The sequence below is a fragment of the Paenibacillus xylanexedens genome, from assembly GCF_007680605.1.
GTDB classification, from domain to species: domain Bacteria; phylum Bacillota; class Bacilli; order Paenibacillales; family Paenibacillaceae; genus Paenibacillus; species Paenibacillus xylanexedens_B.
In genome coordinates this window covers 66,181-92,522 of sequence record NZ_VEIO01000010.1, presented here as the reverse complement: position 1 = coordinate 92,522, position 26,342 = coordinate 66,181, and the positions used below count along the sequence as shown (strand labels likewise).

Annotated in this window: 21 protein-coding genes and 1 pseudogene; 7 read left to right on the top strand and 15 right to left on the bottom strand. The window is 47.0% G+C overall.

What is annotated here, in order from left to right:
• Positions 1–65: 65 nt before the first annotated feature.
• From FS818_RS25750 to FS818_RS25730, 5 genes are all read right to left on the bottom strand, one after another.
• Positions 66–2,879, bottom strand: coding sequence for a glycoside hydrolase family 3 C-terminal domain-containing protein (locus tag FS818_RS25750; RefSeq protein WP_397351818.1), 2,814 nt, complete (start codon positions 2,877–2,879; stop codon positions 66–68).
• Between the two features lie 268 nt (positions 2,880–3,147).
• Complete coding sequence (locus FS818_RS25745) at positions 3,148–4,236, bottom strand: low temperature requirement protein A (protein WP_145336000.1); 1,089 nt, start codon at positions 4,234–4,236, stop codon at positions 3,148–3,150.
• Positions 4,237–4,351: 115 nt separating this feature from the next.
• Complete coding sequence (locus FS818_RS25740) at positions 4,352–5,302, bottom strand: ring-cleaving dioxygenase (protein ID WP_145335999.1); 951 nt, start codon at positions 5,300–5,302, stop codon at positions 4,352–4,354.
• Positions 5,303–5,482: 180 nt separating this feature from the next.
• Positions 5,483–5,710 carry a DUF896 domain-containing protein gene (locus tag FS818_RS25735; RefSeq protein WP_090924289.1) on the bottom strand — a complete coding sequence of 76 codons (228 nt, stop codon included), beginning with the start codon at positions 5,708–5,710 and terminating at the stop codon, positions 5,483–5,485.
• Between the two features lie 274 nt (positions 5,711–5,984).
• Positions 5,985–6,365, bottom strand: coding sequence for a winged helix-turn-helix transcriptional regulator (locus FS818_RS25730; protein ID WP_145335997.1), 381 nt, complete (start codon positions 6,363–6,365; stop codon positions 5,985–5,987).
• Positions 6,366–6,534: 169 nt separating this feature from the next.
• Here FS818_RS25730 and FS818_RS25725 point away from each other — a divergent pair, with 169 nt between their 5' ends.
• Positions 6,535–7,563, top strand: a complete 1,029-nt coding sequence (locus FS818_RS25725; protein WP_222128839.1) for a zinc-binding alcohol dehydrogenase family protein — start codon at positions 6,535–6,537, stop codon at positions 7,561–7,563.
• A gap of 104 nt (positions 7,564–7,667) precedes the next feature.
• On the opposite strand, the gene FS818_RS25720 is transcribed toward FS818_RS25725, so the two are convergent.
• The 5 genes from FS818_RS25720 to FS818_RS25700 form a co-directional block, all read right to left on the bottom strand.
• Complete coding sequence (locus FS818_RS25720; protein ID WP_145335995.1) at positions 7,668–8,714, bottom strand: SPFH domain-containing protein; 1,047 nt, start codon at positions 8,712–8,714, stop codon at positions 7,668–7,670.
• Positions 8,715–8,808: 94 nt separating this feature from the next.
• Entirely contained in the window at positions 8,809–9,579 is a 771-nt protein-coding gene (locus tag FS818_RS25715; RefSeq protein WP_145336096.1) for a TPM domain-containing protein, read from the bottom strand.
• A 23-nt stretch (positions 9,580–9,602) separates the two neighbouring features.
• Entirely contained in the window at positions 9,603–10,634 is a 1,032-nt protein-coding gene (locus FS818_RS25710) for a TFIIB-type zinc ribbon-containing protein (protein ID WP_145335993.1), read from the bottom strand.
• Between the two features lie 312 nt (positions 10,635–10,946).
• Entirely contained in the window at positions 10,947–11,654 is a 708-nt protein-coding gene (locus FS818_RS25705; protein ID WP_186375602.1) for a PspA/IM30 family protein, read from the bottom strand.
• 87 nt (positions 11,655–11,741) lie between these two features.
• Positions 11,742–11,960, bottom strand: coding sequence for a hypothetical protein (locus FS818_RS25700; RefSeq protein ID WP_145335989.1), 219 nt, complete (start codon positions 11,958–11,960; stop codon positions 11,742–11,744).
• Between the two features lie 232 nt (positions 11,961–12,192).
• On the opposite strand from FS818_RS25700, the gene FS818_RS25695 reads away from it, so the two are divergent.
• The 4 genes from FS818_RS25695 (at position 12,193) to pdxA (ending at position 17,419) form a co-directional block, all read left to right on the top strand.
• The gene (locus FS818_RS25695) at positions 12,193–13,881 is read left to right on the top strand and encodes a PrpR N-terminal domain-containing protein (protein WP_145335987.1); all 1,689 of its coding nucleotides are present in this window, start codon (positions 12,193–12,195) and stop codon (positions 13,879–13,881) included.
• Positions 13,882–14,103: 222 nt separating this feature from the next.
• A complete protein-coding gene (locus FS818_RS25690; RefSeq protein WP_123066206.1) occupies positions 14,104–15,090 on the top strand; it encodes a 2-keto-3-deoxygluconate permease in 987 nt (328 codons plus the stop codon).
• Positions 15,091–15,125: 35 nt separating this feature from the next.
• Positions 15,126–16,421, top strand: a complete 1,296-nt coding sequence (locus FS818_RS25685) for a four-carbon acid sugar kinase family protein (RefSeq protein ID WP_145335985.1) — start codon at positions 15,126–15,128, stop codon at positions 16,419–16,421.
• Entirely contained in the window at positions 16,418–17,419 is a 1,002-nt protein-coding gene (pdxA, locus tag FS818_RS25680) for a 4-hydroxythreonine-4-phosphate dehydrogenase PdxA (protein WP_145335983.1), read from the top strand. Before FS818_RS25685 ends, pdxA begins: the two co-directional genes overlap by 4 nt.
• Positions 17,420–17,616: 197 nt before the next feature.
• Here the strand turns inward: pdxA and FS818_RS29445 are convergent.
• Together FS818_RS29445 and FS818_RS25670 are read right to left on the bottom strand one after the other, a co-directional pair.
• A pseudogene (locus FS818_RS29445) lies at positions 17,617–17,706 on the bottom strand (AbrB/MazE/SpoVT family DNA-binding domain-containing protein); the annotation flags it as partial.
• Positions 17,707–17,746: 40 nt separating this feature from the next.
• A complete protein-coding gene (locus tag FS818_RS25670) occupies positions 17,747–18,130 on the bottom strand; it encodes a RidA family protein (protein ID WP_145335981.1) in 384 nt (127 codons plus the stop codon).
• A gap of 105 nt (positions 18,131–18,235) precedes the next feature.
• Here FS818_RS25670 and FS818_RS25665 point away from each other — a divergent pair, with 105 nt between their 5' ends.
• Positions 18,236–18,571 (top strand): winged helix-turn-helix transcriptional regulator, encoded by a 336-nt coding sequence (locus tag FS818_RS25665; protein ID WP_145335979.1) that lies wholly within the window; start codon positions 18,236–18,238, stop codon positions 18,569–18,571.
• Between the two features lie 155 nt (positions 18,572–18,726).
• On the opposite strand, the gene FS818_RS25660 is transcribed toward FS818_RS25665, so the two are convergent.
• The gene (locus FS818_RS25660; RefSeq protein WP_145335977.1) at positions 18,727–19,656 is read right to left on the bottom strand and encodes an AraC family transcriptional regulator; all 930 of its coding nucleotides are present in this window, start codon (positions 19,654–19,656) and stop codon (positions 18,727–18,729) included.
• A 215-nt stretch (positions 19,657–19,871) separates the two neighbouring features.
• On the opposite strand from FS818_RS25660, the gene FS818_RS25655 reads away from it, so the two are divergent.
• Positions 19,872–23,045, top strand: coding sequence for an alpha-mannosidase (locus tag FS818_RS25655; RefSeq protein ID WP_145335975.1), 3,174 nt, complete (start codon positions 19,872–19,874; stop codon positions 23,043–23,045).
• A gap of 190 nt (positions 23,046–23,235) precedes the next feature.
• Here FS818_RS25655 and FS818_RS25650 read toward each other — a convergent pair whose 3' ends face one another.
• Both FS818_RS25650 and FS818_RS25645 read right to left on the bottom strand, forming a co-directional pair.
• Positions 23,236–24,087, bottom strand: a complete 852-nt coding sequence (locus FS818_RS25650; RefSeq protein ID WP_145335973.1) for an aldo/keto reductase — start codon at positions 24,085–24,087, stop codon at positions 23,236–23,238.
• Between the two features lie 121 nt (positions 24,088–24,208).
• Positions 24,209–26,155, bottom strand: coding sequence for an AraC family transcriptional regulator (locus tag FS818_RS25645; RefSeq protein ID WP_145335971.1), 1,947 nt, complete (start codon positions 26,153–26,155; stop codon positions 24,209–24,211).
• Positions 26,156–26,342: the final 187 nt, after the last annotated feature.

The following is a 26,342-nucleotide window of genomic DNA, read 5'->3' as shown; positions in this document are numbered from 1 at the left end:
TTCGCATAAAACTATATCTCTATTAAGCTCACAGAATTATACCCAATCTACCTGACCTAACCAACCTATACTTGCTTGAATTCGATCCAATCGATCTGTAGACCCGGTTTAGTGAAGTCGAGCTTGAGTTCATACCCCCCTGCTTCCAGCTGCACTTTCACCAGCTTTTGTCTGATCCACTTGCCTTCTGTACCGTTCGTTTGGATCGTTGTCGCAAGCTGACCATTCAGTAGCACATTACATGCACTTTGTGCCAGTTCAGGCTCAGGTGACATGATCTGCACAATAATCCGGTACTGGCCTGCTTCATCCACTTTCATATACACAGGCTCTGCTACGGCAGGTTTCACCTGTGCATTCTCGGCCAGCGACTGAGCGTCTGCCGCTGACAGGGACGCGTTCGCTTGGAACGAGGCCACGTTCTCTACAATCTCATGTTTGCGTGAGGATACCGGCGCGTTCATGATGAATTTGCAGATATTGATCGCGGAGCGTTGCAGCTCGCCGCGGGTCAAGGTTCCATTTTCGAGCGATTCAATGGTATTGTCATCCCAGCCGTTGATCTCAGCGCCATAGTTTGGCACAACCATGTAGAGGTCGTTCTGTGCCCGAACCATCCAGTTCGTGAACTTGCGATCCGCTTCTCCGCCTTCAACCACATCGTTCATGATGGCCCACCAGTCGGTCATCACAATACCGTCGAAGTTCCACTCTCCGCGCAGAATCGTCGTGTTCAGATCGTAGTTGGACGCAGCCCAGTGCCCGTTAATCGGATTGTAAGAGGTCATGATGGAGTTCGCTCCACCCTCTTTCACCGCAATCTCGAACCCTTTCAGATAAATTTCACGCAACGCACGTTCGGATACAACGGCATCGACTTTGCTACGGTGTTTCTCCTGGTTGTTGCAGGCAAAGTGTTTCAGAGTGGCGTTAGAGCCGCCCTTCATAATACCTTTCGTACAAGCCGCGGCAAATACACCTGAGATCAGCGGATCTTCCGAGAAGTACTCGAAGTTACGACCATTCAGCGGACTGCGGCGGATATTGAGTCCAGGTCCGAGCAGGGTGTCCACCTGATTGCGAAGCAGCTCTTGTCCTTCCATCACATACAGTTCTTCTACCAAATCTGTATTCCACGTTGCCGCCAGTAGCGTTCCGATGGATACTTGTGTTGCTTTTTCCCCACTATCCATACGGATACCGGACGGGCCATCTGCCGTACAGGCCACAGGAATGCCATAATTGAACAGGCTGTCACTCACACCGCCAAACGCCGATGCCGTTCCCGAAGTAACCAGCGGACTGCTCATGCCTTCGCCGCGTACAATTGCTGCCAAATCCTGATCGCTTAGTTGAGCTACAAAGGTCTCCAGACTCACTTTACCCGCCTTTACGTCACTCAGCTTGTAACCCTGATTTCCCGTTTGGTCCAACGTTTGGGGCATGTTCTGCGTAATGCGGTCTGCGATAGACACTTTGCGCTTTGGCACATCTACATACGTCAGCTCATACGTTCCATCTGCCTTGCGAGTACCCGGTTTCATGCGTGTAAAATCTTCCGTTGGCGCCATTGCTTCCTGCAATTGCTCCACCAGTTGAACCGTGTCCACAACGTAGCCGTCTTGGCCATCGACGCCAACATGCTCTACCTGCTTCACACTCGTACCCACATGCAGACGGTATGTTCCAACTTCAAGCACGTATGCGGAAGCATATCCCGTTACACCCGCATCATCATACGAAGCCATGCGATTTACCGGGAAACGGATCGTTAACAGCTCGGAATCGCCGGGCTGTAGCAGTCCTGTTTTTCCAAAAGCAGCCAGCGCCTTCACGGGTTGTCCCAGTTCTCCTTGCGGTGCTTCGTAATAAACCTGAACCACCTCTTTACCCGCATAGGTTGTACCTGAGTTGGTCACGTTCACACGAACCTCGATCGACGTCTCGCCATTTTCGGTCACCGTACGGGCTTCCTCGATCTGTGTGGCAAAAGTTGTGTATGACAAGCCATAACCGAACTCAAATTGTACTTTTTCAGGTCGAAACGTTTCGAAAAAACGATAACCCACATAAATATCTTCCTGATACAGGTTCTTAAACTCGTTTCCGTAGTTACTTGTGGACGGATAATCCTCTATGGAATATGCAATCGTATCCGTAAGTTTACCGCTTGGTGTCACGTCTCCGGCCAGTACGTCCGCAATCGCGTTACCGCCTTCCATGCCGCCGTGCCAGGAGTAGATCACACCTTGAATCGGATGTAGAACCGTTTCGTTCAGCCAGCTCATATCCATAATATTGGAGACATTAAGTACTACAATTGTATGTTCAAAATGGTTCGTCACATGCTTCAGCATCGCCTTCTCATCGTCTGTCAGACGATAACTTCCCGGTGCATCTGCATTATCCTGATCTTCCCCCGCGGTGCGCCCAATGACCACAATGGCTTTGCTGGATTTACTTCTAGCCTGCGCAACCAGTTCATCCGTGAGTGGCATTTCCTTCTGATTCCATGGCTCAGCTGCCCAGACTTTGCCACCATCGTCAAACGGATTTTCCTCGATCCATTTCTCGTAAACCGTTGCCAGTTCTTCATTAACGGTAATGTTCTTTTTACTGCGCAGTCCGTCCAGCAGATTCGTGGTGTATGCGACATGAACGCTCCCGCCTGAACCTGTGCCGCTACGATAATAATTCAGTTGAATTCGGCCAAAAACTGAAACGTTTTCGGAATGACCAAGTGGAAGCACCTGTCCTTCGTTTTTAAGCAAAACCGCCCCTTCGGCAGCTACCGTGCGGCTAAACTCTGCAAACCCTTCCAATGGAACACCAATTAGATTCGTACTCAAGTGATTTCCCTCCTGAAATGTTATCTCCATATCTGTGTGAAACGGCTATTTATAAACAAGATTAAATCGTACCGCAGTTCTCTGCGATTGCAAAATACCTTAATACCGCTCTTTCCCCGACTAAGCTCATTTAAAAACAGAACAAAATTTTCGATATGGCAGATTTACTTTTACCTAATCCCATCTTAACAGATTGCATACATGAAAATATATGAGAAATATTTATGTTCTTATAGCAAAAATGAAAGCCACGAACAAAGTCGTCCGTGGCTCTCGCTTCTTTTTTATATAAACAAGATCATGTCGTCAGCTTCGCATATACCAAAAAGAACAACATATCCTCACCCATGATTACATATCCGGGAACGCGGTAGATTAGATCCACCACCACAAAGGCCACTAACAGCCCCACCATGACCACCATATGAGTCGGACGGAGACGGAGATGCGGATGTCTGTAGCGATGAAACACAAGGGTCGTCGACAGGAAATACAGTAGCACCGAGCCAAATACAAACGCAAGCATAAACTCATAGCTTAGCAGGTTCTGGTACAGCAGTTGGATCGAAGCAGCGATCATACTCATGGAGATGTAAATAAATAGATGTCCGTAGATGATCGCCTGCCCGGCGGTCTGCATCTCTTTGCTCACTTTCTTTTCCACGTTATCGAAGTACTGCCACCACATGGCGATGACAAACAGAGAGGTGAAGACGGTAAACAGAATGGATTTCAGATCCCAATGATCCGCAGACAATACCGCGATAATGCTGACAACGGATTCACCCAGCAGAATGAGCGTAAAGAGAGCAAAACGTTCCAGCAGATGATGGGTCTGCACAGGCACCTTCACCAGATTTTTACGGCCGAGTAGCGGCAAAATAATATCCACGGCGATCCCCGCATACAAAATCACATAACGAACCCATGAATCAAAAAACAGTGAACCAGATGAGATTACAATACCAATAATAAACGAGATGCCCAGGAAACGGGCAGCCCGCTGCTGATGCTCGCTTTTCGACTTGTGGATCGTCAGGTACTGAATCGCGGTAATTGCTCTGGAACCAATGTAACCTACGAAGAAGGACAGATAGTGTTCGTCAAAATGAGTAGAAAGACTCGCCGTCATAATGAGTACGGACAGCAGTTGAAGAATGAGGAAAATCCGGTGGCTCAGAATATCCTGACCATAACGGTTGATGAATAAGGTCTGGCCCACCCACGCCCACCATACCGGGATGAAGATTAACACGAACTTTAATAAATATTCCCATGTAATGACGCCGTGCTCGGCATGTAACAAGACATGGCCTGCTTTGGAGACTGCCGCGACAAAAAGTAAATCATAGAACAGCTCCAGCCAAGTGACCTTTTTCTCCATCATCCCTCAATGCTCCTTTTGGTTTAGTTTCATATTCGTTGAAACAAAGGTGTTCACACGCAAACTTCGAAGACAGAACAACCTTCCAATATCTTTTATATCTCTACCTCACCCTATCTCAATCTGTGACAGGAGTAAGGGTTCTGACTTGAATCGGTTGCAGATTATCCTCGATCTGAGTCCGGTATTGCTCAAACCACTCCGGCAACATCAGTTTCTGCCCAAGTGCTTCGGCTGGTTCGTCTTTTGCAAAGCCTGGAGGATCAGTCGCAATTTCAAACAAAATGCCGCCAGCTTCTCTGAAGTAAATCGCGTTGAAATATTGGCGATCCCGGACTGGGGTCGGCTGATACCCGTATTCACGTACGGCTTCGCTCCACTGTGCGTGCTGTGCGTCATCGACTGCGCGCCATGCAATATGGTGCACCGTTCCTGCGCCGCCCATACCAAGCGGTACACGGGTAACAGGCACATCCACGATGTTGCCAATGTCTCCGATGGAACGGAAACGGGCATATTCCTCATTTTCGCCCACCTTCACAAATCCGAGAATACGCTCAAGCGCATCCATCGTACGCTGTGGATTCACACTGAACAGTACGGCTCCACCAAACCCTTTGATTGCATATTCAGCAGGAATACCTTCCTGCACCCAAGTGTTTGCCAGTCCTTCTTCCCGCTCAACCAGCTCCAGACGCAAGCCTTCGCTGTCTTCGAATTGCAGCAATTCCTCATCAAAGCGGTTAGTTCGAGTCACTTCGATATTAAAACCTTCCAGACGATTTTGCCAGAAGTCCATAGAACCCGGTGGAATGACATATGAAGTAATGCCGACTTGACCGCCGCCAATCTGGCCTCGTGGTGAACCTGCCGCCGGGAAGAAAGTAATGATGGTGCCTGGACTGCCGTGCTCATCTCCGAAGTACAGATGGTATACATCCGGTGCGTCGAAGTTCACTGTTTTTTTCACCAGACGAAGTCCCAGAACTCCAGCGTAAAAGTCAACGTTAGCCTGCGGATCTCCAGCAAAAGCGGTAATATGGTGAATTCCTGTTGTTTGAATGTTCATGATTATTCCTCCTCGGTTTGTGCACTTATTTATAATGAATTTTAATTATCTTTAAATTAAGATATATGATCTGTGTTACTAGTGCCGGATTGAAACTAACATCCGCACGAGTAGCACAGTTTATCGTGTTAACTCCCGATCAGGGAACCTTTGATGCCCCTTCTGCTTCTGCAACATACTCTAAGGATTCTGTCTGGAGGCCTGCTCTTGTTTCAATTTATCTGGAGTCACGTCATCGCCGTTTGGATCGTAGATGGTGGCATTCAGCAAAATGTCGTTGACCGAACCACGGAAAGTCTGCAAATATTCCTGGCGAAGGCGAGTCTGTTCTGCTTGCTCCATCTCCGTCAATCCACCCGCTTTGGCTTTTCTCGCGAGTTCATTAATTCGCGTCAATGTTGGAATCATCATCTGGATCTCTCCTCCTATCAATCAATTGAAGATATTTATTTGAGTATATTCTTGAGTCAACCTTACTGTCACTTTCATTCAAATTAAATATCTTAATATAAAGATAATTGATTTGATTTCGCTTGTCAACACTTTTGTTCAAAACACTTTGTCCTCTATATTTAAGCTAAATGATTACGTCACTAACGGATTGAGAATGCACCATCTTAGTAAGGAAAAAGCAGTGCATAGGCATCTGCTTTCTCCAATATTGAAAGGTCGATTCTCTGATTTAAGATTCGGTACTTTCCAAAACCCCCCTCTTCATTGCAATCTCTTTGTTATACCTTTCTCCCCAATCTCTCATCAGCATAATAATCGGTTCTAGTGTAAAACCGAACGAGGTTAACGAATACTCTACTCTTGGTGGAACTTCTTTGTAGACTTCTCTGTGCACGATTCCGTCATTTTCCAACTCCCGAAGTTGAAGAGTCAGCATCCGTTGTGTAATGTCAGGCATCAGTCTGCGAAATTCATTAAATCGCTTTGTTCCTGACAGCAAGTGATATAAAATAATACCCTTCCATTTCCCCCCGATGACATCCAGCGTAGCCTCCACAGGACATCCGTAAGGGTTGGGACAAGCGGAGTAAGGGTTATAACTATTATCCATGGGTACCTCCATCAAGCATTAGTATAAAAATGAATACTATACAACAAAAATGTGCGTACTTACGAAAATGAAGTGTTTGCACTATTATAGCAGATATAGAAGTATCCATGGGTTGTCTCTCTGCTAGTGATACTTTATACCGTTATCAAACGATAGGAAAGGATGAAGAATGTTGGAAACCATGAAAGCTGTAGGACTGTATCGTTACTTACCCATTGAGCATCCAGAAAGTTTGTTAGAAGTGGAGATCAGTAAACCAAGTGCTGTAGGACGGGATGTACTTGTTCGCGTCAAAGCCGTGGCTGTAAACCCAGTCGACTATAAGGTTCGATCCCCAAAAGAAAAAGTGGAGAAAGAGCCTAAAATATTAGGCTGGGACGTAGCAGGCATTGTTGAAGAAGCGGGGCCGGATTGTACTTTATTTCAACCGGGAGATGAGGTCTACTACGCTGGTGACATCACACGGCAAGGCGGGAATAGTGAATTTCAACTTGTAGACGAACGGATTGTAGGCAAAAAGCCAAAATCGTTGGATTTTGCACAAGCCGCTGCACTGCCTCTAACAACAATTACGGCTTATGAGGCTTTATTTGATCGTATGAACATTAGTCGTAATCCTGATGAAAATAAAAATAGAACCATTTTAATTATTGGTGCCGCTGGCGGAGTTGGCTCTATAGCCATTCAATTAGCGAAACGTGTAGGGTTAACCGTTATTGGCACAGCCTCTCGACCTGAATCCGTTGCGTGGGCAAAGGAACATGGGGCGGATCATACCATTAATCACTATGAAGAATTCGTTCCACAATTAAAACCATTGGGATTCGAGACCGTTCATTACATTCTATGCCTGAACACAACCGAAAAACATTGGGAAAACATGTCGAAGTCCATTGCCCCTCAAGGAAAAATTTGCTCCATTGTTGAAACAGATGTTCCTCTAAATCTAAATGTACTCAAAAACAAAAGTGCCACGTTTGTTTGGGAGCTGATGTTTACAAGATCCATGTTTCAGACAGAAGACATGATCGAGCAACATCGACTTTTAAATGAAGTAGCGGATTTAATCGACAATCAAGCCATCAAAACGACTCTGAACAAACGGCTTACCCCGATTAATGCTGAAAATCTAAGAGAAGCTCATTCCTTATTAGAAAGAGGCACAACGATTGGGAAAATCGTGTTAGAACACTTTTAATATAACCCGAGCAAGTAAAGCTATTCTATGCAAAAAGCAAGAAGAAAGAGCCTGCACCGTAGTCATAACTTACTGGTAAGCAGGCTCTTCATATATCTGTTATATTAGCCCAGCTTTTGTCCGCAGTTCGGACAGAAGTTGGCTCCTTCATTTTTGGCGCCACAGTTCGGGCAGAAGTTTGGCTTTTTGCCATCCCCACCAGAAGACGGTGATGCACCTGCATTACTATTCTGCTGTTGACTTTGATTCTGGTTGCTTTGGTTGTTCCCTTGGTTGTTTGAACTTTGATGATTCGAGTTCTGATTGTTCTGGTTCATGTTTTTCAGCATTTCATTCGCCATGTTCATGCCCATCATCATGCCTGCCATATCGGAGGCTGCACCGCCGCCCTGCACTTTACCGGAGGAAATCCCATCGGTCATACTCACCTGCTGGTACTTTTGCAGATTGCCGATCATCTCGTGAGAAGCCGTTTTGGTGATCATATCCTGAATCTCCTTCGGATAATTGAAGCTCATCACCTGGAAGCCGGTAATGCCAATTCCGATATCCATCATCTGCATATCCAGATCCTCCTGAATACCACGTGCAATATCCGAGGCGTTCGCTTGCAGATTGAACATATCCTTGCCCTCACGGCTAATCCACTTCATCAGTAACTGATCCAGCACAGACGTGATGCGGATTTTGACATCCTCGACCAGGTAGCTCTGTTTGATGCCTGCAATTTTATCAATCAGAGTCACATAGTCACTCACTTTAAAGTTAAACGTTCCGTTCGCCCGAATCGGCATGCCGCCTGGGAGTTGCGGTGTCGGAATCAAGACGGGACTTTGCGTGCCCCAGCGTACGGTGAACTCTTTGGTATTCACAAATAATACCTCAACCCGCATACCGCTGTTGAATCCGAATTTGAATCCTTTTAATGTAGACAGAAACGGAATGATCTCCGAATCGATATTAAACGAACCTTCGTCCTCAAAAATCCCTTCCACTTTGCCGTTATTCAGGAAAATCGCATCCTGTCCCGAGCGGATAATCAGCTTACTGCCCTTTTTGATCTCCCGGTTATTCCACTTCCAGAAGATCATATCATCTCTAAACTCTTCCCATTCCACTACGTTGGAGAACTGATTTCTAAAAAATCCCATGCTTAATCCCGTCCCTTCTATATTAAACCTGTGAGGCTTCATCTACGTTTTGCCATTATTTATTAAATGTTGACGATGTGTCTGGTGATTGCGGTTAGAACGATCGGCTACTACCACTGTGCGAATGTCCGCCTGCGGTCGTACCTCCACCGCCGCCTCCGCCGTTGTTATTACTTTTCTCAATTTTACGTTTAGTGACCGTTGTGCGAATGTATCGATCCTGACGATCAATCACATGAGAGTTATCGGAATCCTCATAAGTCGCGCGGTTCACCGTCACACGTCCGCCCGAACGATAGGTCATGACGCCAACGACAATACCACCAATCGCTACAGAGGCTGCAAGCTGAAACCATGTTTTGAATAAAATATTATCCGGGTTCACTCCAGGCTTGAGATCCAGATATTCGTAAGAGAGGTTCAGAAACTTTTCAAAAGCGATCCGATAATTGCCTTCTGACAAGTCCGAGTAAATTTTGTCCGTAATTTTAGCTGTTCGGTCGTTGTCGACGTATTCTTCACCTTTATAAAAACCCGCCACATAAACATTCCGATGATACATATCCATTGTCAGCATAACGGTGTTCCCATGAGGTTTATCATACCCTGGTGCACGGTTATCGTAGAATTCCTGAGTTAACAGCTTGTCACTTTTCTGTTCCTCGTTGTTAGTCGTGTAAATGATCAAGTCCGTCTGACGCTCCGCCGAATACTGATTTGCCAGTGCATTTAATTCATTCCGATCCTGTTCACTTAACAGGTTAGCCTCATCGTAGATGAGGCTTTTGTTCTCCGCTGCGGATGCCGATGATATCGGAAAGATCGGAGCGAGCATGGTCACTAGAAGTACGATTAGCGCAGCCATCGCAACTATGGGTCTTTTTTGGCTCACAGGAATCCGCCTCCCATCATCCACGACACCAGCTTCAGTGATAACAGTGAAACGGCGGCCACACCCGTAAACCATCCAGCAACTTTGGCTTTACTGATCGGCGGTTTGCCAACCACTTTGCCCGTCTGTCCATTCATGGCAAAGGTGTACTGTTTGTGGTTGTAATCATAGTTGACCATCCATACGGGTAACAGGACATAGTCTGCATTTTTGAGCGTGGTATCGATATGTTTATTTGTGTAGCTCACGCTTGTATATCCCGATACGGTAGAGGCGATGTAAGAATCAATGTAGGATCTCGTCTTATCCTTGGCCCGTGGGAAAAGCTCATCTTCGGAATAACTGTATTTTTCCGCAATATATCCCGCCAGATACGGGGTTTTGAACAATTTCAGCTCATTGTAGGGAAACGGCTCCAGCTTATCCATCAGCTCGTCGTTCATTTTTTTCGATGCGTCGATGGGCAAATTCACGTATTCCAACCGAATTTTACGATAAATATCAAAATGCTGCGTCTCCGTATAATGGTAGTCACCCTGCGTATAGGATCGTACCTTGGTACCCTGAGCATGGACCTCAATTCGGTTATGTAAATCATAAAGCCAGAACGGCACGTATATGCCGGTAACGCTCTGGATCCGATCAGCGGTCATGAAACCACCGGGCGTGAGCAGACCGTTTCTGCACCATTTTTTGAACGCCTGTTTCGCTTGATCTTTGTTGATGGAAAAAGGAATCACCATCGCCGGGGCCAAATTGCCCGTCAGCCGATCACTCAGCACCACCGCCGCACCGCAGAAACTGCATGTCGTTGCACTTGTCTCCGGTTCGGTCACGATATCTGCTCCGCAGCTGTTGCAGTGATACTCCTTCACTTCCCCCTCCGTAAACACCTGCTTCTTCAAGGGATCAGGGAGCTGTTCAATGTTGTCCTGCCGCCCGCAGCTCGGACAGGATAATGCACCGGACACACTATCAAAAATCATGCCGCTGCCGCAGTTGGGACATTTATATTCGATTACTGGCATTTGTTCACCTCCGTGTCTGATTCAGTTTTCAATCATAGCTTCATATAAATATTTACACGTGCACTCCGATGACAGAATAACCTTCCAATCGCTGTTATCCCCAGATTTTTTGAATTCCCTTTTCTCAAAGGGAAAATCCGGTGATAAAGGCGAAGCGTGTGCTTCCGATGCTAGCTTTCTTTCAGAAAGCTTTTAGCTACGCTTCTTCAGGTTTTTTCTGTCCTCTCCGTTTTTGTGTAAATAAACGAATTAACCCTAGGGTAAGCTATACTCGGAAAGACCCAAGAATGCAGTCTCAGAGCAATTTTTTAATTACTTCCCTAGCTTCTCCTGAATCGCTGCCAGCTCCTCGTCCGCAGTTGGACTTGGATTCTCTCTCTCCCTATTACCCGCATCCGCGTTCATATCCCGCTCTAACTGCGCAATCAGTTCATCCAGATCATCTTCCTGTGTGCCCGCACGAAGCTCGGCAAGTGCTTCCGCTTCATTTAATGCCTGATTCGCTTGATCTTCCATCGCTTTAAACGCAGATTCAGCACGACTTGCAGACGCATTACGTTCATTGGTTTGTTGCTGTGCCTTGGCATCAGCCATGCGCCCTTTCAGCTCTGCATGTCTTGCCTCCAATTTCCCCAAATCTGCAACAAGTTTGTCGTTCATGTGTTTCATCATCTGTGCTTTGGCGGAAGCCCGGTCATATGCCGCTTGTAATTCATTGCGTTTGTCAGCCAGCTTCACTTTTTTCTCCAAAAAGCTCCGTGCCTTGTCCACATCACCCGACTCCGCCGATTTCTCCGCATAACGCTGCAGCTTGTTCACCTCAGCCTGGCACTCATCCAGTGCCCGCTTCGCCCGATTTTCGTCTGCCAGCACCGCGGCCGTTTCTGCTTTCACCTGTCCCAAATCACTGTTCAGGCTCCGCATGTACTCGTTCACCGTTTTCTCCGGATCGTCCGCCCGGTTCAGCATATGATTCACATTGGCCTTCATCACGTCTCTAAACCTCGATAAGATTCCCACCATTTGTTCCTCCTTCGGGTATGTTCATATGAATATAATACATGAATAACACCGCATACGTTTCATTAAAATGATTCTAAGCTCTGGCTACATCTCCTCAGGCAGGCTCTCCAACGCTGTAAAAAAGACATCTAGCAGCTCCACGCCATATGCAGTCCGCACGTATTCCGTAATCACTGCCACATCCTCTTGCAGCTGATACTCCAGGCACGGACGGCCTTCGCTCCACAGCACTCTGCAAGGGAATCGCTCCACCACACATTGGATAATGTGATCCGGATCAGCGGCTTTATGTATATTTGGCATATGTCTCTACTCCTTTATATAAATTAGCTTTGATGATCGCAAACGCGCTCTAACGTTACAATCAGGTAAATCCCTTCCTTAATGCTTTAATTTTGAAATACATGTTGTTTTGATTCAGTGCAGTTCGTCACATCGTTCTTCGCACCTTGCTTCACTCCCCTTCAAAGATGCCTTTCTTCTTCAAATTAGCTATAATAAAGGGATCAATGATTTTATAAAAGGCAGGAAAACTATGCGTACACGAGTTCACTTCATCGCTCCTTATGAATCGATGATTCCTATTATAGAAGAATGCATACCGCGCTATCCTGAGCTATCCATCCAGACCGATGTGGGTGACTTGGCAAAAGGGGTAGAGCTGGCCATTCAAGCCGAAAAAAACGGTGCAGACATTATTATTAGCCGCGGCGGAACCGCACAACTCATTAAACAAGCGGTGACCGTTCCGGTCATCGATGTGCAGCTATCCGGCTATGACATGATCCGCTCCCTCACACTGGCGAGCCAGTTCAACGGACATACGGCTATCGTTGGATTCTCCAACATTACATCCGGCGCCCAGTCCATCATCGACCTGATGGATTTGCCGCTCAAAGTTTACACCATACATAGCTCCGAAGAAGTCGCCAGGCTACTACTGGAGCTGAAGGCCTCCGGGTACCAGCAGATTGTGGGTGACGTTATTACCGTGAATACCGCAAAGGCCTACGGTCTGGACGGTTTATTGATTCAATCGGGCACCGAATCCATTCTCAGAGCCATGGAGGACGCACAGCTAGTCTACCGGTATTTAAGCAAAAATCAGACCGTATCCGTCATACTCAATGATCTCGTGACCCAAGAGCATCCGAATCTGCTCATTTTAGGCGAACAGGACGAAGTAGTGTTTGAAAACTGGGCTGATTTTGATCATAATCCACTCACCGATAATCACCTATATCTGATGAACACAAGCCTGGAGTTCCACCAATCCAAAATTCAAAACGTGTTTATGGTAAACGATTATCAATTGACGGTGCAGGCTTATGAAACCAAGCTGGATAACAAGAGCTACAAGGTGTATCTGCTGGAAAAAGGAGAACCTTACGCTTTTGCACAATTTGGCATCACCACGTTTACCGATTCCTCGATGGAGCCCATCGTTGCCGAATCACCTGCCATGCAGGCCGTATTAAAGAATATCCGCGCACTCTATGCGCATCATGAAGCGATATACTTATTGGGCGAAGCCGACTCTGGTAAATCCTTTCTGGTCAAACATATGCATCAAATGCATGCTGGCGGCGGACTTTTGTTGCAAATGGATCTCTCCCAGGTTCCTTCAGGCCATTTGCACAAAATTCCGCTAACCAAGGTGAAAACGGTCGAGCTGAATCAGATCGAATCACGCCTGAACGATCCTGAGCTCCTTACCTTCATCGAGGCCTGTCTCCAAAACAACATCGGCCTGTTTATTCTAAGCGAGCATGTGCCTGATCCGAATTGGGCACTCAAACTAAAGCTGAACACACTCATGATGCCAAGCCTTGCCGAACGTACGGAGGATCTTGAACCGTTGATGCAACACTTTCTGACCGGGTATTATCACAAATACGGCACTACCGCTGTACGAATCAAGGAGGATGCACTACAGTTAATTCGGGATCAGGCCGCACAGATGAACGTCAATCAACTGAAACATCTGATCAAACAAGCTGCGCTGAATGCACCGGATTATGTCATTACGAGTGAAACCTTAACCCGTTTACTTCATCAACAGTCTGCGGCAAATGCAAGCGCAATGAAGCTTGGTGGCACATTAAAAGAAATTGAGCAGGAAGTCATCAAGCGGGTACTACAGGAAGAAAATAACAATCAATCCAAAGCCGCCGAGCGTCTGGGGATTAACCGAGCCACATTATGGCGTAAACTTAAAGATTAACTTTAAGTTTACGCCTTTTTTTATGGGCTTCTTTTTCAAGAACAGCATTCCATGTGCTCATTTAATAGATATAAACTGCACATGATAATGTGTTGCATTTTTAAACAATTATAAAGTTAATTTAAATTTACAATAATTTAATGTTGCTAATTTAAACAATCTAAGCTAACATAGTCTCTGCAAGCGCTTAAGAAAACGATTACTTCATAAGGAGCTATGATTATGAACATTAAAGCTACGCTCGATCGCATCCCTGGCGGTATGATGGTTGTTCCCCTGTTGCTAGGTGCAACGATCAATACATTTTTCCCGAATGCGCTGCGCATCGGAGGTTTTACAGAAGCCCTCTTTGTAAACAGTGCGAGCACACTCATTGCTTTGTTCCTGTTAATTGCCGGTACACAGATCACATTTAAAACAGCTGGTTCCTCTGTCGGCAAAGGTTTGACCCTGCTTACGTTCAAATGGGCGATCGGCGCAGGCCTTGGATTTATCGCTATTTTATTCGCCGACTCAAACGGCTTATTTCTAGGACTTGCTCCCCTTGCCATTATCGCTGCCATGACCAATTCCAACGGCGGCCTCTACATTGCACTTGCGGGCCAATACGGTAAAGAGGATGACAAGGCAGCCTACCCGTTCCTCGCACTTAGTGACGGGCCCTTTTTAACCATGGTAGCGCTCTCGATCTTTGGTGCGATGGGCTTTGCTAATGGCATGTTCTCTCCGATGTCCTTTGTTGCAGTATTGCTTCCACTGATTGTTGGTGTCATTATTGGTAATCTGGATCGCAATATGGCTGAATGGCTGCACAAAGGCAGTGATAAGCTTGTCCCGTTCTTTGCCTTTGCTCTCGGTATGGGCATTAACTTTTCCTCCATTATCCAAGGCGGACTTGGCGGAATTCTGCTCGGCGTGCTGACCGTGCTTCTGACAGGTGGTATCGGATATCTGCTCTTCAAAGCGATCGGCTGGAATCCGATTGTCGGCGCATCCGAAGGCTCTACAGCGGGTAACGCAGTAGGTACACCGGCTGCCATCGTAGCTGCCAACGCTTCATTCGGCCCGATTGCGGAGATTGCTACGGTGCAGATTGCGGCAAGTGTTGTGACCACGGCGATTCTACTGCCGATCTTTATCGGCTTCCTCTCCAAACGGCTGGAGAAATCGGGCGGGGTTGCCAAGTATAATGAACGACCGACCACATAAATGTAACAAACGAAAACTAAAGGAGGGATGACTGCATGAAACTGGCCATTATTGCAGATGATCTGACCGGTGCCAATGACAGCGGGGTGCAGCTAGCCCGGCATGGCCTGAAGACGAGTGTTCTATTTAATATGGACGAGGCCTCACTAGCCTCTTATGATACCGTTGTTTTTGATACAGACAGCCGTTCTGTTGTAGCAGCTGAAGCTTATGATCGTGTGTATCGTGCAGCCAAGCTGCTGACGGAGAATGGGTTCGATACGCTTTTCAAAAAAATGGATTCCACCATGCGAGGCAATATCGGGATCGAGATTGATGCAGTATATGACGTTGTACAACCGGATTTCATGATGATTGCCCCGGGATATCCGAAAAATAACCGCACCATTCGGGAGGGCACTCATTACCTGAACGGCGTGCCACTTGCGGAGACAGAGATTGCTCTTGATCCGAAGACACCCGTGACGCTCTCTTACCTGCCTGATCTGCTCAAGCAACAGACAAAATATCACGTGGGTGAGATTACCGTAGGTGATCTGGAAGCCGGACAACAACACGTATACGCCAAACTGGAGCAGTTCAACCAAAACGACATCCCTTATGTGCTGGTGGACTCCACGGAGGAAGCACATTTGGAGCAAATTTTGCAGATGACACAGGACATGCCATATACATTTGCTTGGGCGGGTTCAGCAGGAATTGCGAACTATCTCCCGGCTCACTATGAGCTGGAATCCAAATCCGCCGCACTCACCATCCCGGAGAATACGGGGCCCATCTTGACCGTCGTCGGTAGCGTGAACAAAAACTCTCGTGAGCAGTTGTATCGTTTGCTCCGTCAGTCTCGAATCGCGTCCGTATCGTTTCATTCGTTCAAAGCCGTATCGGCAGAAGCGGATCGTACTGCGGAGATGGAGCGTGTCTACAATGAGGTTAGAACGAAAGCGTTGGAGGGACAGGACGTTGTGCTCTACTCTACCGCTGAATCTATCGATATTGAACTGGCGCGAGCAACAGGTGAGAATCGGGGTTTGAATCACACCCAAGTCAGCAACGAAATCGTTCGTGCGATAGGCGAAATTTGTGCCAGACTGCTCGAAGAGGGACTTTTCAAAGGGGTATCCATGACAGGCGGCGATACCGCCAAACAGATATGTCTGAAATGGAACATCAGCGGCTTCGAACTGTTGGATGAACTTGAGATCGGCGTGCCGATCTCCCGATTTATGGGTATTGAAGATTTATATGTGATTACCAAAGCCGGCGGATTCGGCAAACCGGACGTCTTTATCCGAGCGATTCAAAAATTAAAAGGGGGCATTCTCGTATGAAACCCACAGTAGGTATTACAATGGGCGATGCCGCAGGCATCGGACCCGAGATTATTATGAAAGCACTGGGACATCAAGAGGTGTATGATCAGTGCAAACCGCTTGTGATCGGTGATGCAAAGATTTTGGAGCGTGTACTGCCCGTGATCGGTTCCAACTTGAAAGTGAATGCTATTCAGGAGCCAGAAGAAGCTAAATATGAATTCGGTACTGTCGACGTCATCGACCTGAACCTTGTTCCTGCTGATCTGGAGTACGGTAAAGTATCTGCTGTCTCGGGAGATGCAGCATTTCAGTTTCTTGCAAAAGCCATTGATTTGGCGAAAAAGAAACAGATTCACTCGATCTGCACAGCACCGCTTAACAAGGAGGCACTTCACCTGGGAGGCCATCTGTATCCGGGCCATACGGAGATTTTGGCAGATCTGACGGACACCGAGGACTTCTCCATGATGCTCACTACGCCTAACCTGCGCGTTATTCACCTAACCACCCATATGGGCCTGATTGATGCCATCGCGAGCATTAACCCGGAAAGAACCTATACAGTCGTGAAGCTGGCTCATGATACGTTGAAAAAAGCAGGCTTTGACAATCCACGCGTCGCGGTATGCGGGATTAATCCCCATGCCGGAGAGAACGGCCTGTTCGGCAACGGGGAAGAAGAAGAAAAGCTGCAGCCCGGCATTGAGCGTGCGCAGCAGGAAGGCATTAACGTCGTTGGCCCACTGCCAGCGGACACACTCTTCTTCCGCGCAGGCCGCGGCGACTTCGACATCGTCGTTGCCTGCTATCACGACCAAGGCCATGCCCCAATCAAAGTGATGGGCATTGAGGAAGGCGTGAACATCACGGTTGGCCTGAAGGGCGGCATCATCCGCACATCGGTTGACCACGGCACAGCCTTTGATATTGCAGGCAAAAACATCGCCGACGACAAAAGCATGCTGGCCGCCATTCGTTCCGCCATTGAGCTTGCACCTAAAGATTTGGTGTAAAGAGAGCACTATTTTTACGTATAATATATACAGGCAGTGTAAGATTAGAGAAAAAGCAAACCCGTTTTTCAGGGGGTTTGCTTTTTAGCATATATTTTACGAATGACTCAAACGACTACAAAAACATGCGAATCTTATCCAGACATTCTCTGACAACTTCATCGGGGGCCTTAGACTACATCTCCCCGTTCACTCATTTAGATTAATTCTTTCCCTTCTCTGCCAAAATCAACTTCATCATGGCGATTTTCTGGTTTGCACTGTGCAAGCAATTCTTCCAAGGTCGGACCCACAGCCCTTTCGTATACACATATGTTTCTCATTTTTTTAACCAACATGAGCAACGGCTCGAATCTCCACCCACTGTTCCGGGAACGCCAGATAACTTACCCCAATCATGCTTCCCGCCGGTCGATGCTCACCGATATATTCTTTAAACATTTCGATGGCGATCTCACCATGCTCCTGTGCCCGAGTCAAGTATAGTTCAACATATGCGAGATTGGACTTTGTCACACCAAACTGCGCTAATACGGTATCTAAATTCATCAATGTCTGTAACACTTGCGCCCGAATGTCTCCCTCTCCTACAAAGTCACCTTCTGTGTTGTGAGAAAATTGTCCAGAGATGTACAACGTATTGTTGACAAGGTAGCCCTGAGAAATGCCATGATCCCAGAGATTATGATTGTACGTTTGAATGTTGTTCATATGCCTAGCCCCTTTACTTTAAATTAAGGCTAGTATAGACTGGGCAAAAAGATTAGGGTAGTACGCACAATAATGATAGGTACTATCTGAAAGGATAGTGTAAACATGGGCATATCCGACTTTAACGGTGAGAATACGGCTATTCAAGATACACCCTTTGGCTACACCATGTCAGTCATCGGCGGAAAGTGGAAGATGATTATTTTATATCTGCTCGCTGCCAGGCAACCGGTTCGTTTCAATGAAATGCAGCGGCAGATTGGAGCAATTACGTACAAAGTTTTAAGTGCACAGCTCAAGGAGCTTGAGGCTGATGGATTAGTTAAGCGCAAGGAATTCCCGCAGATCCCGCCCAAAGTAGAATATTCACTGACACTCAAAGCACAAACCCTTTTGCCCGTGTTGGAACAGCTGTGCGAATGGGGAACGCAGAATCGGTAAAGCTACAATATTTTCTAGAGAAAAATAGTCACAAACTAATTCGGATTGGAGGCCTTATCGTGCTTCTATTTTTAAATTAACATAACAATTAAATTAAACTCGACGGGAACGGATTCAGGTTAAACTAATCTACTCACTCCCGCCGCTCACCTGGATTAAGTCATCTTGTGTCTTTCACCCACATACACCATCTCACGCTCATCCTGCGCAGGTCTACTACGCCGATACGCACTTGGCGACATTCCATTCTGCTTATTAAATATGCGATTGAACTGCGAAAAGCTGGTGAAGCCGCATTGGGTAGCAATATCCGTAATTTTCTCACTCGAATGTATCAGCATTTGTTGGGCATTTCGAATCCGGGTCATCTGCACATATTCCGTAAACGTGAAGCCTGTGACTTTGTTGAACTGGCGCGATAAATGATGTGCACTGACATAAAAACGTCTGGACACCTCATCCAGTGACAGCTCCTGCTGATAATGACTGTGAATATACGATGCAATAGCATACATTCGCTGGGTCATGGAAGATCCTTTTTCCTCACGTACATAACTATTCTCCGCCGCATAACGATGAAGACCACATAGAAACTCGACAAATTTATGATGAATAGCTACCGATTGAATAGGAGATAACTGCTGTGATATCGCAAAAATGTCGTTAAGGGGCGCAAAAACTTCCTTACGCCGCTCTTCCGGGAATCGGAAAATAGGAACCTCCGCATTAAATATTGTAAATAGCTCACTGTAACCGTTCTCAAGTCCAGGTATACTGCGAGGCATATCAAAATTAATCATTAGCCGCTTGGGCGGCAAGCCCTTCGGATATTGGGTTTTATGAAGCAGAGCAGGCCGAAGCAACACAATATCATAGGGCTGCATCTCGTATAAACTGCCTTCAATAATATGTGCAGCCGTGCGATCGAGCAAAATGCAAATTTCGTAAAAATCGTGAAAATGCTGAAACTCCATATTGAGATCATGTGAACGCTCGTCATAATCCAGGTAATAATAAAGCGAATCCCCCGGCTGGTTCACATGGATCGCATATCCCTTTTCATATGCCAAAACGGATGATGTCATGGACATGCTCCTTCCCTAATCACTACTACCTTCATTTTAGCATGAAATGCAATAAAAATACGGCATTTCCAGCATACATTACGTAGTTTCGATTATTTCTCATTTGATATGATGAAGTAAAATGTCAGCGTTTTCAAAACTCAAGTCAAAGCTTCTAATGTTGTTGATTAACCTTTACAGCCTGTACTTACTAAATACCAAGGTGGGAAACACATATGAAATTGAATTCCTTGTCTACCCGAATCCATACGATTGTGAAACACTTGGAAACTGCGCGATTAACGTCAAAGACATATATACCCGAGCTTTATCATAAAGAGAGCGGATACCATACATGGGATCTCGTGCATGAAGACCCTTCCTCATGGAACGTATTCCGCAAAGGTGACGGCTGGGGCGGCAAAGATGTACACAGCTGCTTCAAAACCCGCATTTGCATTCCCGACCATCTGGAGGGAAAAAAGGTCGTCTGCGCCATCGTTACCGGTGCCACAGATATTTGGAACTATGATAATCCGCAGTTTCTGGCGTTCCTGAACGGGGAGCTGATCTGCGGCTTGGATGTGAACCATACCGAGATTGACCTGACGCCTTCCGCTGTCAAAGGGGAAGAATTTGAGCTGGCGCTGTATGCCTATTGCAGCACGTCCGCGGCCGATGTTTTCCTAAACGTATATATTGCCGAGCATCATGAGCCCGTTTCGAATTTATATTATGACCTGAAGGCTGCTCTGGATGCGGCAGACCTGCTGCGAGAGGATGATCTGGAGCGTTTGAAGCTGATCGAACAGCTTAACGAAGCTGTAAATCTGCTCGATTTACGCCAAGAAAACAGTGCGGCTTTTCATGCATCCGTACTGAAAGCACGCGAGTATCTGCAAAACCATATCTATGGGGAAACTCGCCCCGACAGTGACCATATCCCGACCGTTCACTGCATCGGTCACACTCATATTGACGTGGCATGGCTGTGGACGCTGGATCAGACACGGGAGAAGGTTATCCGCAGCTTCGCCAGCGTGCTCTATCTGATGGATAAATTCCCGGAGTATACCTTCATGTCCTCCCAGCCTCAGCTCTATGCATATTTGAAAGCCGACTTCCCTTCTTTATATGAGAAAATCAAAGAAAAAGTTGCCGAGGGCCGCTGGGAAGCAGAAGGTTCGATGTGGCTGGAAGCCGATTGTAACCTGATCTCGGGTGAATCGATGATCCGTCAGATTATCTATGGCAAACGTTTCTTCAAGGAAGAATTCGGCGTAGAGAACCGTGTGCTCTGGCTGCCCGATGTATTCGGGTATAGCGCAGCGATGCCGCAGATTATGCGCAAGAGCGGGATCGACTATTTTATGACGACCAAAATTGCCTGGAATGATACCAACCAGATCCCAAACGACACGATGTACTGGAGAGGCATTGACGGTTCTGAGGTTCTGACACATTTTATTACGGCTAAAGACTATATTCCTCACCCTGAATTCGGAAAGCACCGTTTCGAAACGACGTACAACGGACGGTTCAATGCTTCCCAAGTGAAGGGCACATGGCAACGATACCAGAACAAAACCATCAACACCGATGTATTGCAATGCTTCGGCTTCGGAGACGGTGGCGGCGGGCCAACCGAGGAAATGCTTGAACACGGCAGACGACTTGAAAAAGGACTCCCCGGCGTACCAACAGTGAAGCGCACATTCGTGCGTGAGTTTTTTGAAAAGTTAGAGCAGAATTTAGACGGCGTACGTTCGGTCCCGCGCTGGTCAGGCGAGTTGTATCTGGAATATCATCGCGGTACGTACACGTCTATGGCTCGTAATAAAAAGTATAACCGTCACAGCGAATTTGCGCTGTCGGATGCCGAGCTGTTCTCCATGATTCAACGTCAAGCGGATGCACAGGCTGTATATCCAACCGATGCATTGGAGCACGCTTGGAAGCTGACGATGCTGAATCAGTTCCATGATATTCTGCCAGGTAGCTCCATTGAGCAAGTATACATCGATTCACAGGAGCAATATGAAGAGGTGTTGCGTGTCACGGACGAGTTGAAAAACAGCGCCTTGAATGGCATTGTAAGCCAGATTACGTCGGATAGCGAAGCCATTGTTGTCTTTAACAGCACCGGCTTTGCACGGACAGATGTGGTGGAGCTGCCTGCTTTTGCGAAAAAAGTAACGGTACATGATGGAGAGCGTCCTGTACCAAGTCAGTACACGCCAGAAGGCGGACTTGTGTTCCTTGCCGAGAACGTGCCTGCATCAGGATACAAAACGTTCCGTATCACGCCGGATACCGCCGCTGATCTTGGCAGTGCAGGTGTATCGGTTGCCCAGTGGCAATCCGAGCAGCAGTCCATCGAGACCCCTTGGTATAATATTCACCTGAATGAAAGTGCTGAATTTATATCCGTGTGGGACAAGCTGGAGGGGCGTGAACTGCTTCAATCCGGCGAGCGTGGCAACGTACTGCAAGTATTCGAGGATCGCCCTGCGGAGTATGAGGCATGGAACATTGATGATTTTTACGAACAGCATATGTGGGAGATCAATGATCTACAGTCGATGGAATGGGTGGAAAGCGGCCCGGTGCGTTCCGTGCTTCAAGTGAAAAGACAATTCCTGGACTCTGTCGTTGAGCAAACCATCATTTTCTATGCACATACACGGCGGATCGACTTCCGCACCTTCATCGACTGGAAGCAGGAGCATCTGCTACTCAAAGTTGCCTTCCCACTTGATATTTGGAGTGAAAAAGCCGTCTATGAAATCCAGTACGGTAACGTGGAACGCGCAACACACCGCAATACAAGCTGGGATCAGGCACGTTTTGAGGTATGTGGTCAGAAATGGGCGGATCTGGCGGAGAGCGGCTACGGGGCTGCCTTGCTGAATGACTGCAAATACGGATATGACATTCACGATTCGATCATGCGTCTGTCCCTGATCAAGAGCGCAACCTATCCGAATGAAAATGCCGACAAAGAGCAGCATGTGTTCACCTACTCCCTCTACCCGCATCAGGGTGATTTCCGTGAGGGACGTGTCATTCAGGCGGCTTATGATCTCAACCGTCCGCTGGTTGGTCTGGAAGTAGGATCACAAACCGGAACATTGCCGGGTACGTGGTCACTTGCATCGGTAGATCAGGAGAATGTCGTGCTAGAGGTGATCAAAAAAGCCGAGGACAACGATGACATGATCATCCGTGTCTATGAAGCCCATGGCCGCCGTAGCCGTGCCTCCCTGCAATTGCCTGAAGGAACAAGCGTCACAGCGTACGCATGTGATTTGCTGGAGAACATCGAAGCAGAGTGCCGTGTGGAGAATGCTCGCATTGCTTTTGACATCAAGCCTTACGAGATTCTGACGTTCCGTATCCCGAGTGCATAAGGCAGCTGGCTGAGCAAGCTTGTCATAAACTGGTGAACCCTAGAAGATGTGTGAGTATAGATGGGTTCGGGAATCTTTTTAGCTGCTAGCCAATACATCGTTCCATTTGTAAAAAAAGAGTGCCGCTTGTCCTTATGGACGAGGGCACTCTTTTCTTCTATGCGATTTTCTTCAGATGATCGGCATTCTCTTAAAACTCTTCATACTCGCTCGGGTCTTGATTCCACAACCGTCCATCCGGACGATTAAACGAAGCGATGACCTGCATCTCCTCTGCGTTCAGCTCGAAATCAAAAATATTAATGTTTTCCTGCTGATGCTCTAAGGAACCTGCCTTTGGAATTGGAATAGAGCCAAGCTGAATATGCCAGCGCAATATAACTTGTGTAGGCGTTTTGCCGTGCATTTCTGCAATGCGAACAATATTCTCGTCCTTCAAAATATCCTTCACCGCATCATTCCCACGTCCGATGGGACTCCAGGACTCGTTGACAATGCCATGCTTGGTATCCTGTTCCCGCTGCTTCGCTTGGTCAAAGAAGGGATGTAGCTCGATCTGATTCAGACTTGGCGCGACACCCGTCTCCTGGATCAGCCGTTCATTGTGCTCAGGCAGGAAGTTGCTGACACCGATGGAGCGGATGTATCCGCGTTTTTTCGCTTCGATTAAAGATTGCCACGCCTCCACATACATGTCTTTCTTCGGATTAGGCCAGTGGATCAGGTACAGATCATAATAGTCCAGATCGGCTCTGTACAGCGATTCCTGAATCGCGACCAGCGCTTTGTCATAGGCATGATATCTGCCCGGCAGCTTAGAGGTAATGAGCAGTTCCTCTCTCGCGATGGAGCTTTGTTTGATCGCTCTACCCACGGTAGCTTCATTTTCATAGTTATACGCCGTATCAATCAAGCGATACCCTGCATCCAACGCAGACGCAATGGATCGGACCCCTGCTTCCCCTTTCAAGCTGTACGTACCAAACCCAATCGCAGGCACTTTCAAGCCATCATTCAACGTGTACTCCGGGATATGATTCATTCGAGAACTCTCCTTTGTAAAAGGGTGTATGATCTTTCTTGAGCATGACTGGAAATATAAAGCATTCTCTCGTTATTCTACCCCTTCACGCCGGCTTGAATCAATTCAGGCGACTCCCGTTCTATTTGCCATCTCCTATAATTAGATCCGTGATGATGTCCAGCTGTTTCTCTACCGCAATAGGGTCACTCGGAAGGAACTGGTCAAAATCAATAGAATACACGTGGCCCGCTTTCCCTGCTGGTGAGGCATCAATCAACTTTTGCACATCCTTGAGCTTGTCCTCCGCTCCCTCATTCACCGCAAGGAATAGACGGTCACCGATAAATTCGGGAATGACTTCGGTGGAAACCTCCCACGTTTCGCCATGAATGACGTCCGACTCTACCTTGGCTGCCGGCTTCAGTCCAAGATATTTATAAATAATGTTGCCACCCATATTGGTATCTCCGTATACAAAAAGGGCATCTGGACGCACGTTTAATATAGAGAACGTTTCATCCGCACGTACATAAGGGGTAATTTTCGCTTTGTACGCCGCGATTTTGGCTGCAAACTTCTCATTCCACTGCTTCGCTTCTTCCTGTTTTCCGAGGATATCCCCAAACATCTCTATATCTTTGATGGGTTCATTATTCTGCTCAATCACAATGGTTGGGGCAATCTTGCTCAGCGCTTCATACCCACCCTCCACAATCTCGGCTAATGCAGGTGTTGTTACAATCAGATCCGGTTGCAGGGACAGAATCTTCTCCGCATCTGGCGGAATGCCGATATCGGTAATGCCTGTTTTATCACTAATGTGTGGATTTTCCAAAACATATGTCGTTGTGCCCACAGGCTTCACGCCAAGTGCGATCAGCTCGCCCAGATGAAAGAAACTGACGACACGCTGCGGATGCACAGGAATTTCCGTCTCACCTTTCAGGTGTTTGTACATTCTCGTTTCCGCAGCAGTGCTGTCTGACGCTGTCGTTGCAGCTGTTTGGCTAGTGGGTTCTTGGGCTGCAGCAGCCCCTCCTGTGGAATTGCTTGCCTGACATGCACTAAGAATCAACGATGTACATAATACCATCATGGCTCCAAAGGCAGGTCTTGAAAATCGAAACATGGATGTATCCCCTTCCTCACTCCATTGATAATAAGACTCATTCTCATTATGGGAAGCAACGGGTAAGGAGACAATGGACGATTCCAAACGGCGTAATGGATTATTCTGAACCTGAGCGGCTTGTTGATGTTCCGCACGAAACTGCATCGGAGAACGACCGGTGTGTTTTTTGAATAATCGACTAAAGTAATATACATCTGCGTAGCCTACTTTGCTTGCAACATCCTGAATCCGCGCATCCGATTTCAACAGCAGCTGTTTGGCCCGATGTACACGCTCATGAATCAGATACTCGATCGGTCCCAGTCCAATCTGATTGCGGAATAAGCGCGATAAATAACTCGTGCTGCACTCATATCTAGCAGCCAGCTTCTCCGCTGTAATAGACTCCCTATAGTTCGCTTGAATATATTTAATTGCCTCGGTAACCATGTTGGGTTTAGTACTCTCTTTATGCACAAGTGTCCGAAGCCTTTGGCCCAAAACCTCGTACACCAATGGCAAAAAAGTCGATTGGGCTTGCAGCCGATCTAAAACCTCCTTGCTGTTCCAGTGACGTTCCATCGCTTCACATTTTTCGTGAATAGGAAGCATGGCGTTTGGTGTAAACCCATAAGAAAGAGCCAAGTTCTCCTGATCCTGCGATGATGCAGACGATGTTGTATATAAAATCAGATAACCAGCCCATTCCTGATGGAGATCCGGCACTTCTAAACTCGTGTTTTTGTCCTCTCCTCCATGGAAAATGTAAGGTGAGCGGCATTGATACGTTTCATCGGACACCCTTACTGCAATCTCTCCATGCGTAAGAATAAAGAAAAACCCCGTATGTGCTTCAAGCTCGGACAGATCTGGCAATGCCTCATGTTGTGCACGATAAGACCGAATACATTGCAACCGCACGGCTGATCGACTCCAATGCTCAATATGAGCATTACATTCCGTAGAGCTCTTCATTCATATCTCCCCCTGCCTGTACCTGTTCCCGAACCTTGCCTCGTATCATTCTACGTCCTCAAAATATGCCCTATTATATCACAGCCAAAAAGCCATCAACCGGAAAGGTTAATGGCTTATCCAAATATCTTCTGAGCTACGGTACTGAAACGATATCAGAGCTACTTACTAGAGCTACCTTTGGAGC

What these genes read in the sequence shown, in the direction of transcription:
- FS818_RS25750 (WP_397351818.1), bottom strand. Translation starts at nt 2,879, where the DNA reads ATGGAGATAACATTTCAGGAGGGAAATCACTTGAGTACGAATCTAATT.
- FS818_RS25745 (WP_145336000.1), bottom strand. Translation starts at nt 4,236, where the DNA reads ATGATGGAGAAAAAGGTCACTTGGCTGGAGCTGTTCTATGATTTACTT.
- FS818_RS25740 (WP_145335999.1), bottom strand. Translation starts at nt 5,302, where the DNA reads ATGAACATTCAAACAACAGGAATTCACCATATTACCGCTTTTGCTGGA.
- FS818_RS25735 (WP_090924289.1), bottom strand. Translation starts at nt 5,710, where the DNA reads ATGATTCCAACATTGACGCGAATTAATGAACTCGCGAGAAAAGCCAAA.
- FS818_RS25730 (WP_145335997.1), bottom strand. Translation starts at nt 6,365, where the DNA reads ATGGATAATAGTTATAACCCTTACTCCGCTTGTCCCAACCCTTACGGA.
- FS818_RS25725 (WP_222128839.1), top strand. Translation starts at nt 6,535, where the DNA reads ATGTTGGAAACCATGAAAGCTGTAGGACTGTATCGTTACTTACCCATT.
- FS818_RS25720 (WP_145335995.1), bottom strand. Translation starts at nt 8,714, where the DNA reads ATGGGATTTTTTAGAAATCAGTTCTCCAACGTAGTGGAATGGGAAGAG.
- FS818_RS25715 (WP_145336096.1), bottom strand. Translation starts at nt 9,579, where the DNA reads ATGGCTGCGCTAATCGTACTTCTAGTGACCATGCTCGCTCCGATCTTT.
- FS818_RS25710 (WP_145335993.1), bottom strand. Translation starts at nt 10,634, where the DNA reads ATGCCAGTAATCGAATATAAATGTCCCAACTGCGGCAGCGGCATGATT.
- FS818_RS25700 (WP_145335989.1), bottom strand. Translation starts at nt 11,960, where the DNA reads ATGCCAAATATACATAAAGCCGCTGATCCGGATCACATTATCCAATGT.
- FS818_RS25695 (WP_145335987.1), top strand. Translation starts at nt 12,193, where the DNA reads ATGCGTACACGAGTTCACTTCATCGCTCCTTATGAATCGATGATTCCT.
- FS818_RS25690 (WP_123066206.1), top strand. Translation starts at nt 14,104, where the DNA reads ATGAACATTAAAGCTACGCTCGATCGCATCCCTGGCGGTATGATGGTT.
- FS818_RS25685 (WP_145335985.1), top strand. Translation starts at nt 15,126, where the DNA reads ATGAAACTGGCCATTATTGCAGATGATCTGACCGGTGCCAATGACAGC.
- pdxA (WP_145335983.1), top strand. Translation starts at nt 16,418, where the DNA reads ATGAAACCCACAGTAGGTATTACAATGGGCGATGCCGCAGGCATCGGA.
- FS818_RS25670 (WP_145335981.1), bottom strand. Translation starts at nt 18,130, where the DNA reads ATGAACAACATTCAAACGTACAATCATAATCTCTGGGATCATGGCATT.
- FS818_RS25665 (WP_145335979.1), top strand. Translation starts at nt 18,236, where the DNA reads ATGGGCATATCCGACTTTAACGGTGAGAATACGGCTATTCAAGATACA.
- FS818_RS25660 (WP_145335977.1), bottom strand. Translation starts at nt 19,656, where the DNA reads ATGACATCATCCGTTTTGGCATATGAAAAGGGATATGCGATCCATGTG.
- FS818_RS25655 (WP_145335975.1), top strand. Translation starts at nt 19,872, where the DNA reads ATGAAATTGAATTCCTTGTCTACCCGAATCCATACGATTGTGAAACAC.
- FS818_RS25650 (WP_145335973.1), bottom strand. Translation starts at nt 24,087, where the DNA reads ATGAATCATATCCCGGAGTACACGTTGAATGATGGCTTGAAAGTGCCT.
- FS818_RS25645 (WP_145335971.1), bottom strand. Translation starts at nt 26,155, where the DNA reads ATGAAGAGCTCTACGGAATGTAATGCTCATATTGAGCATTGGAGTCGA.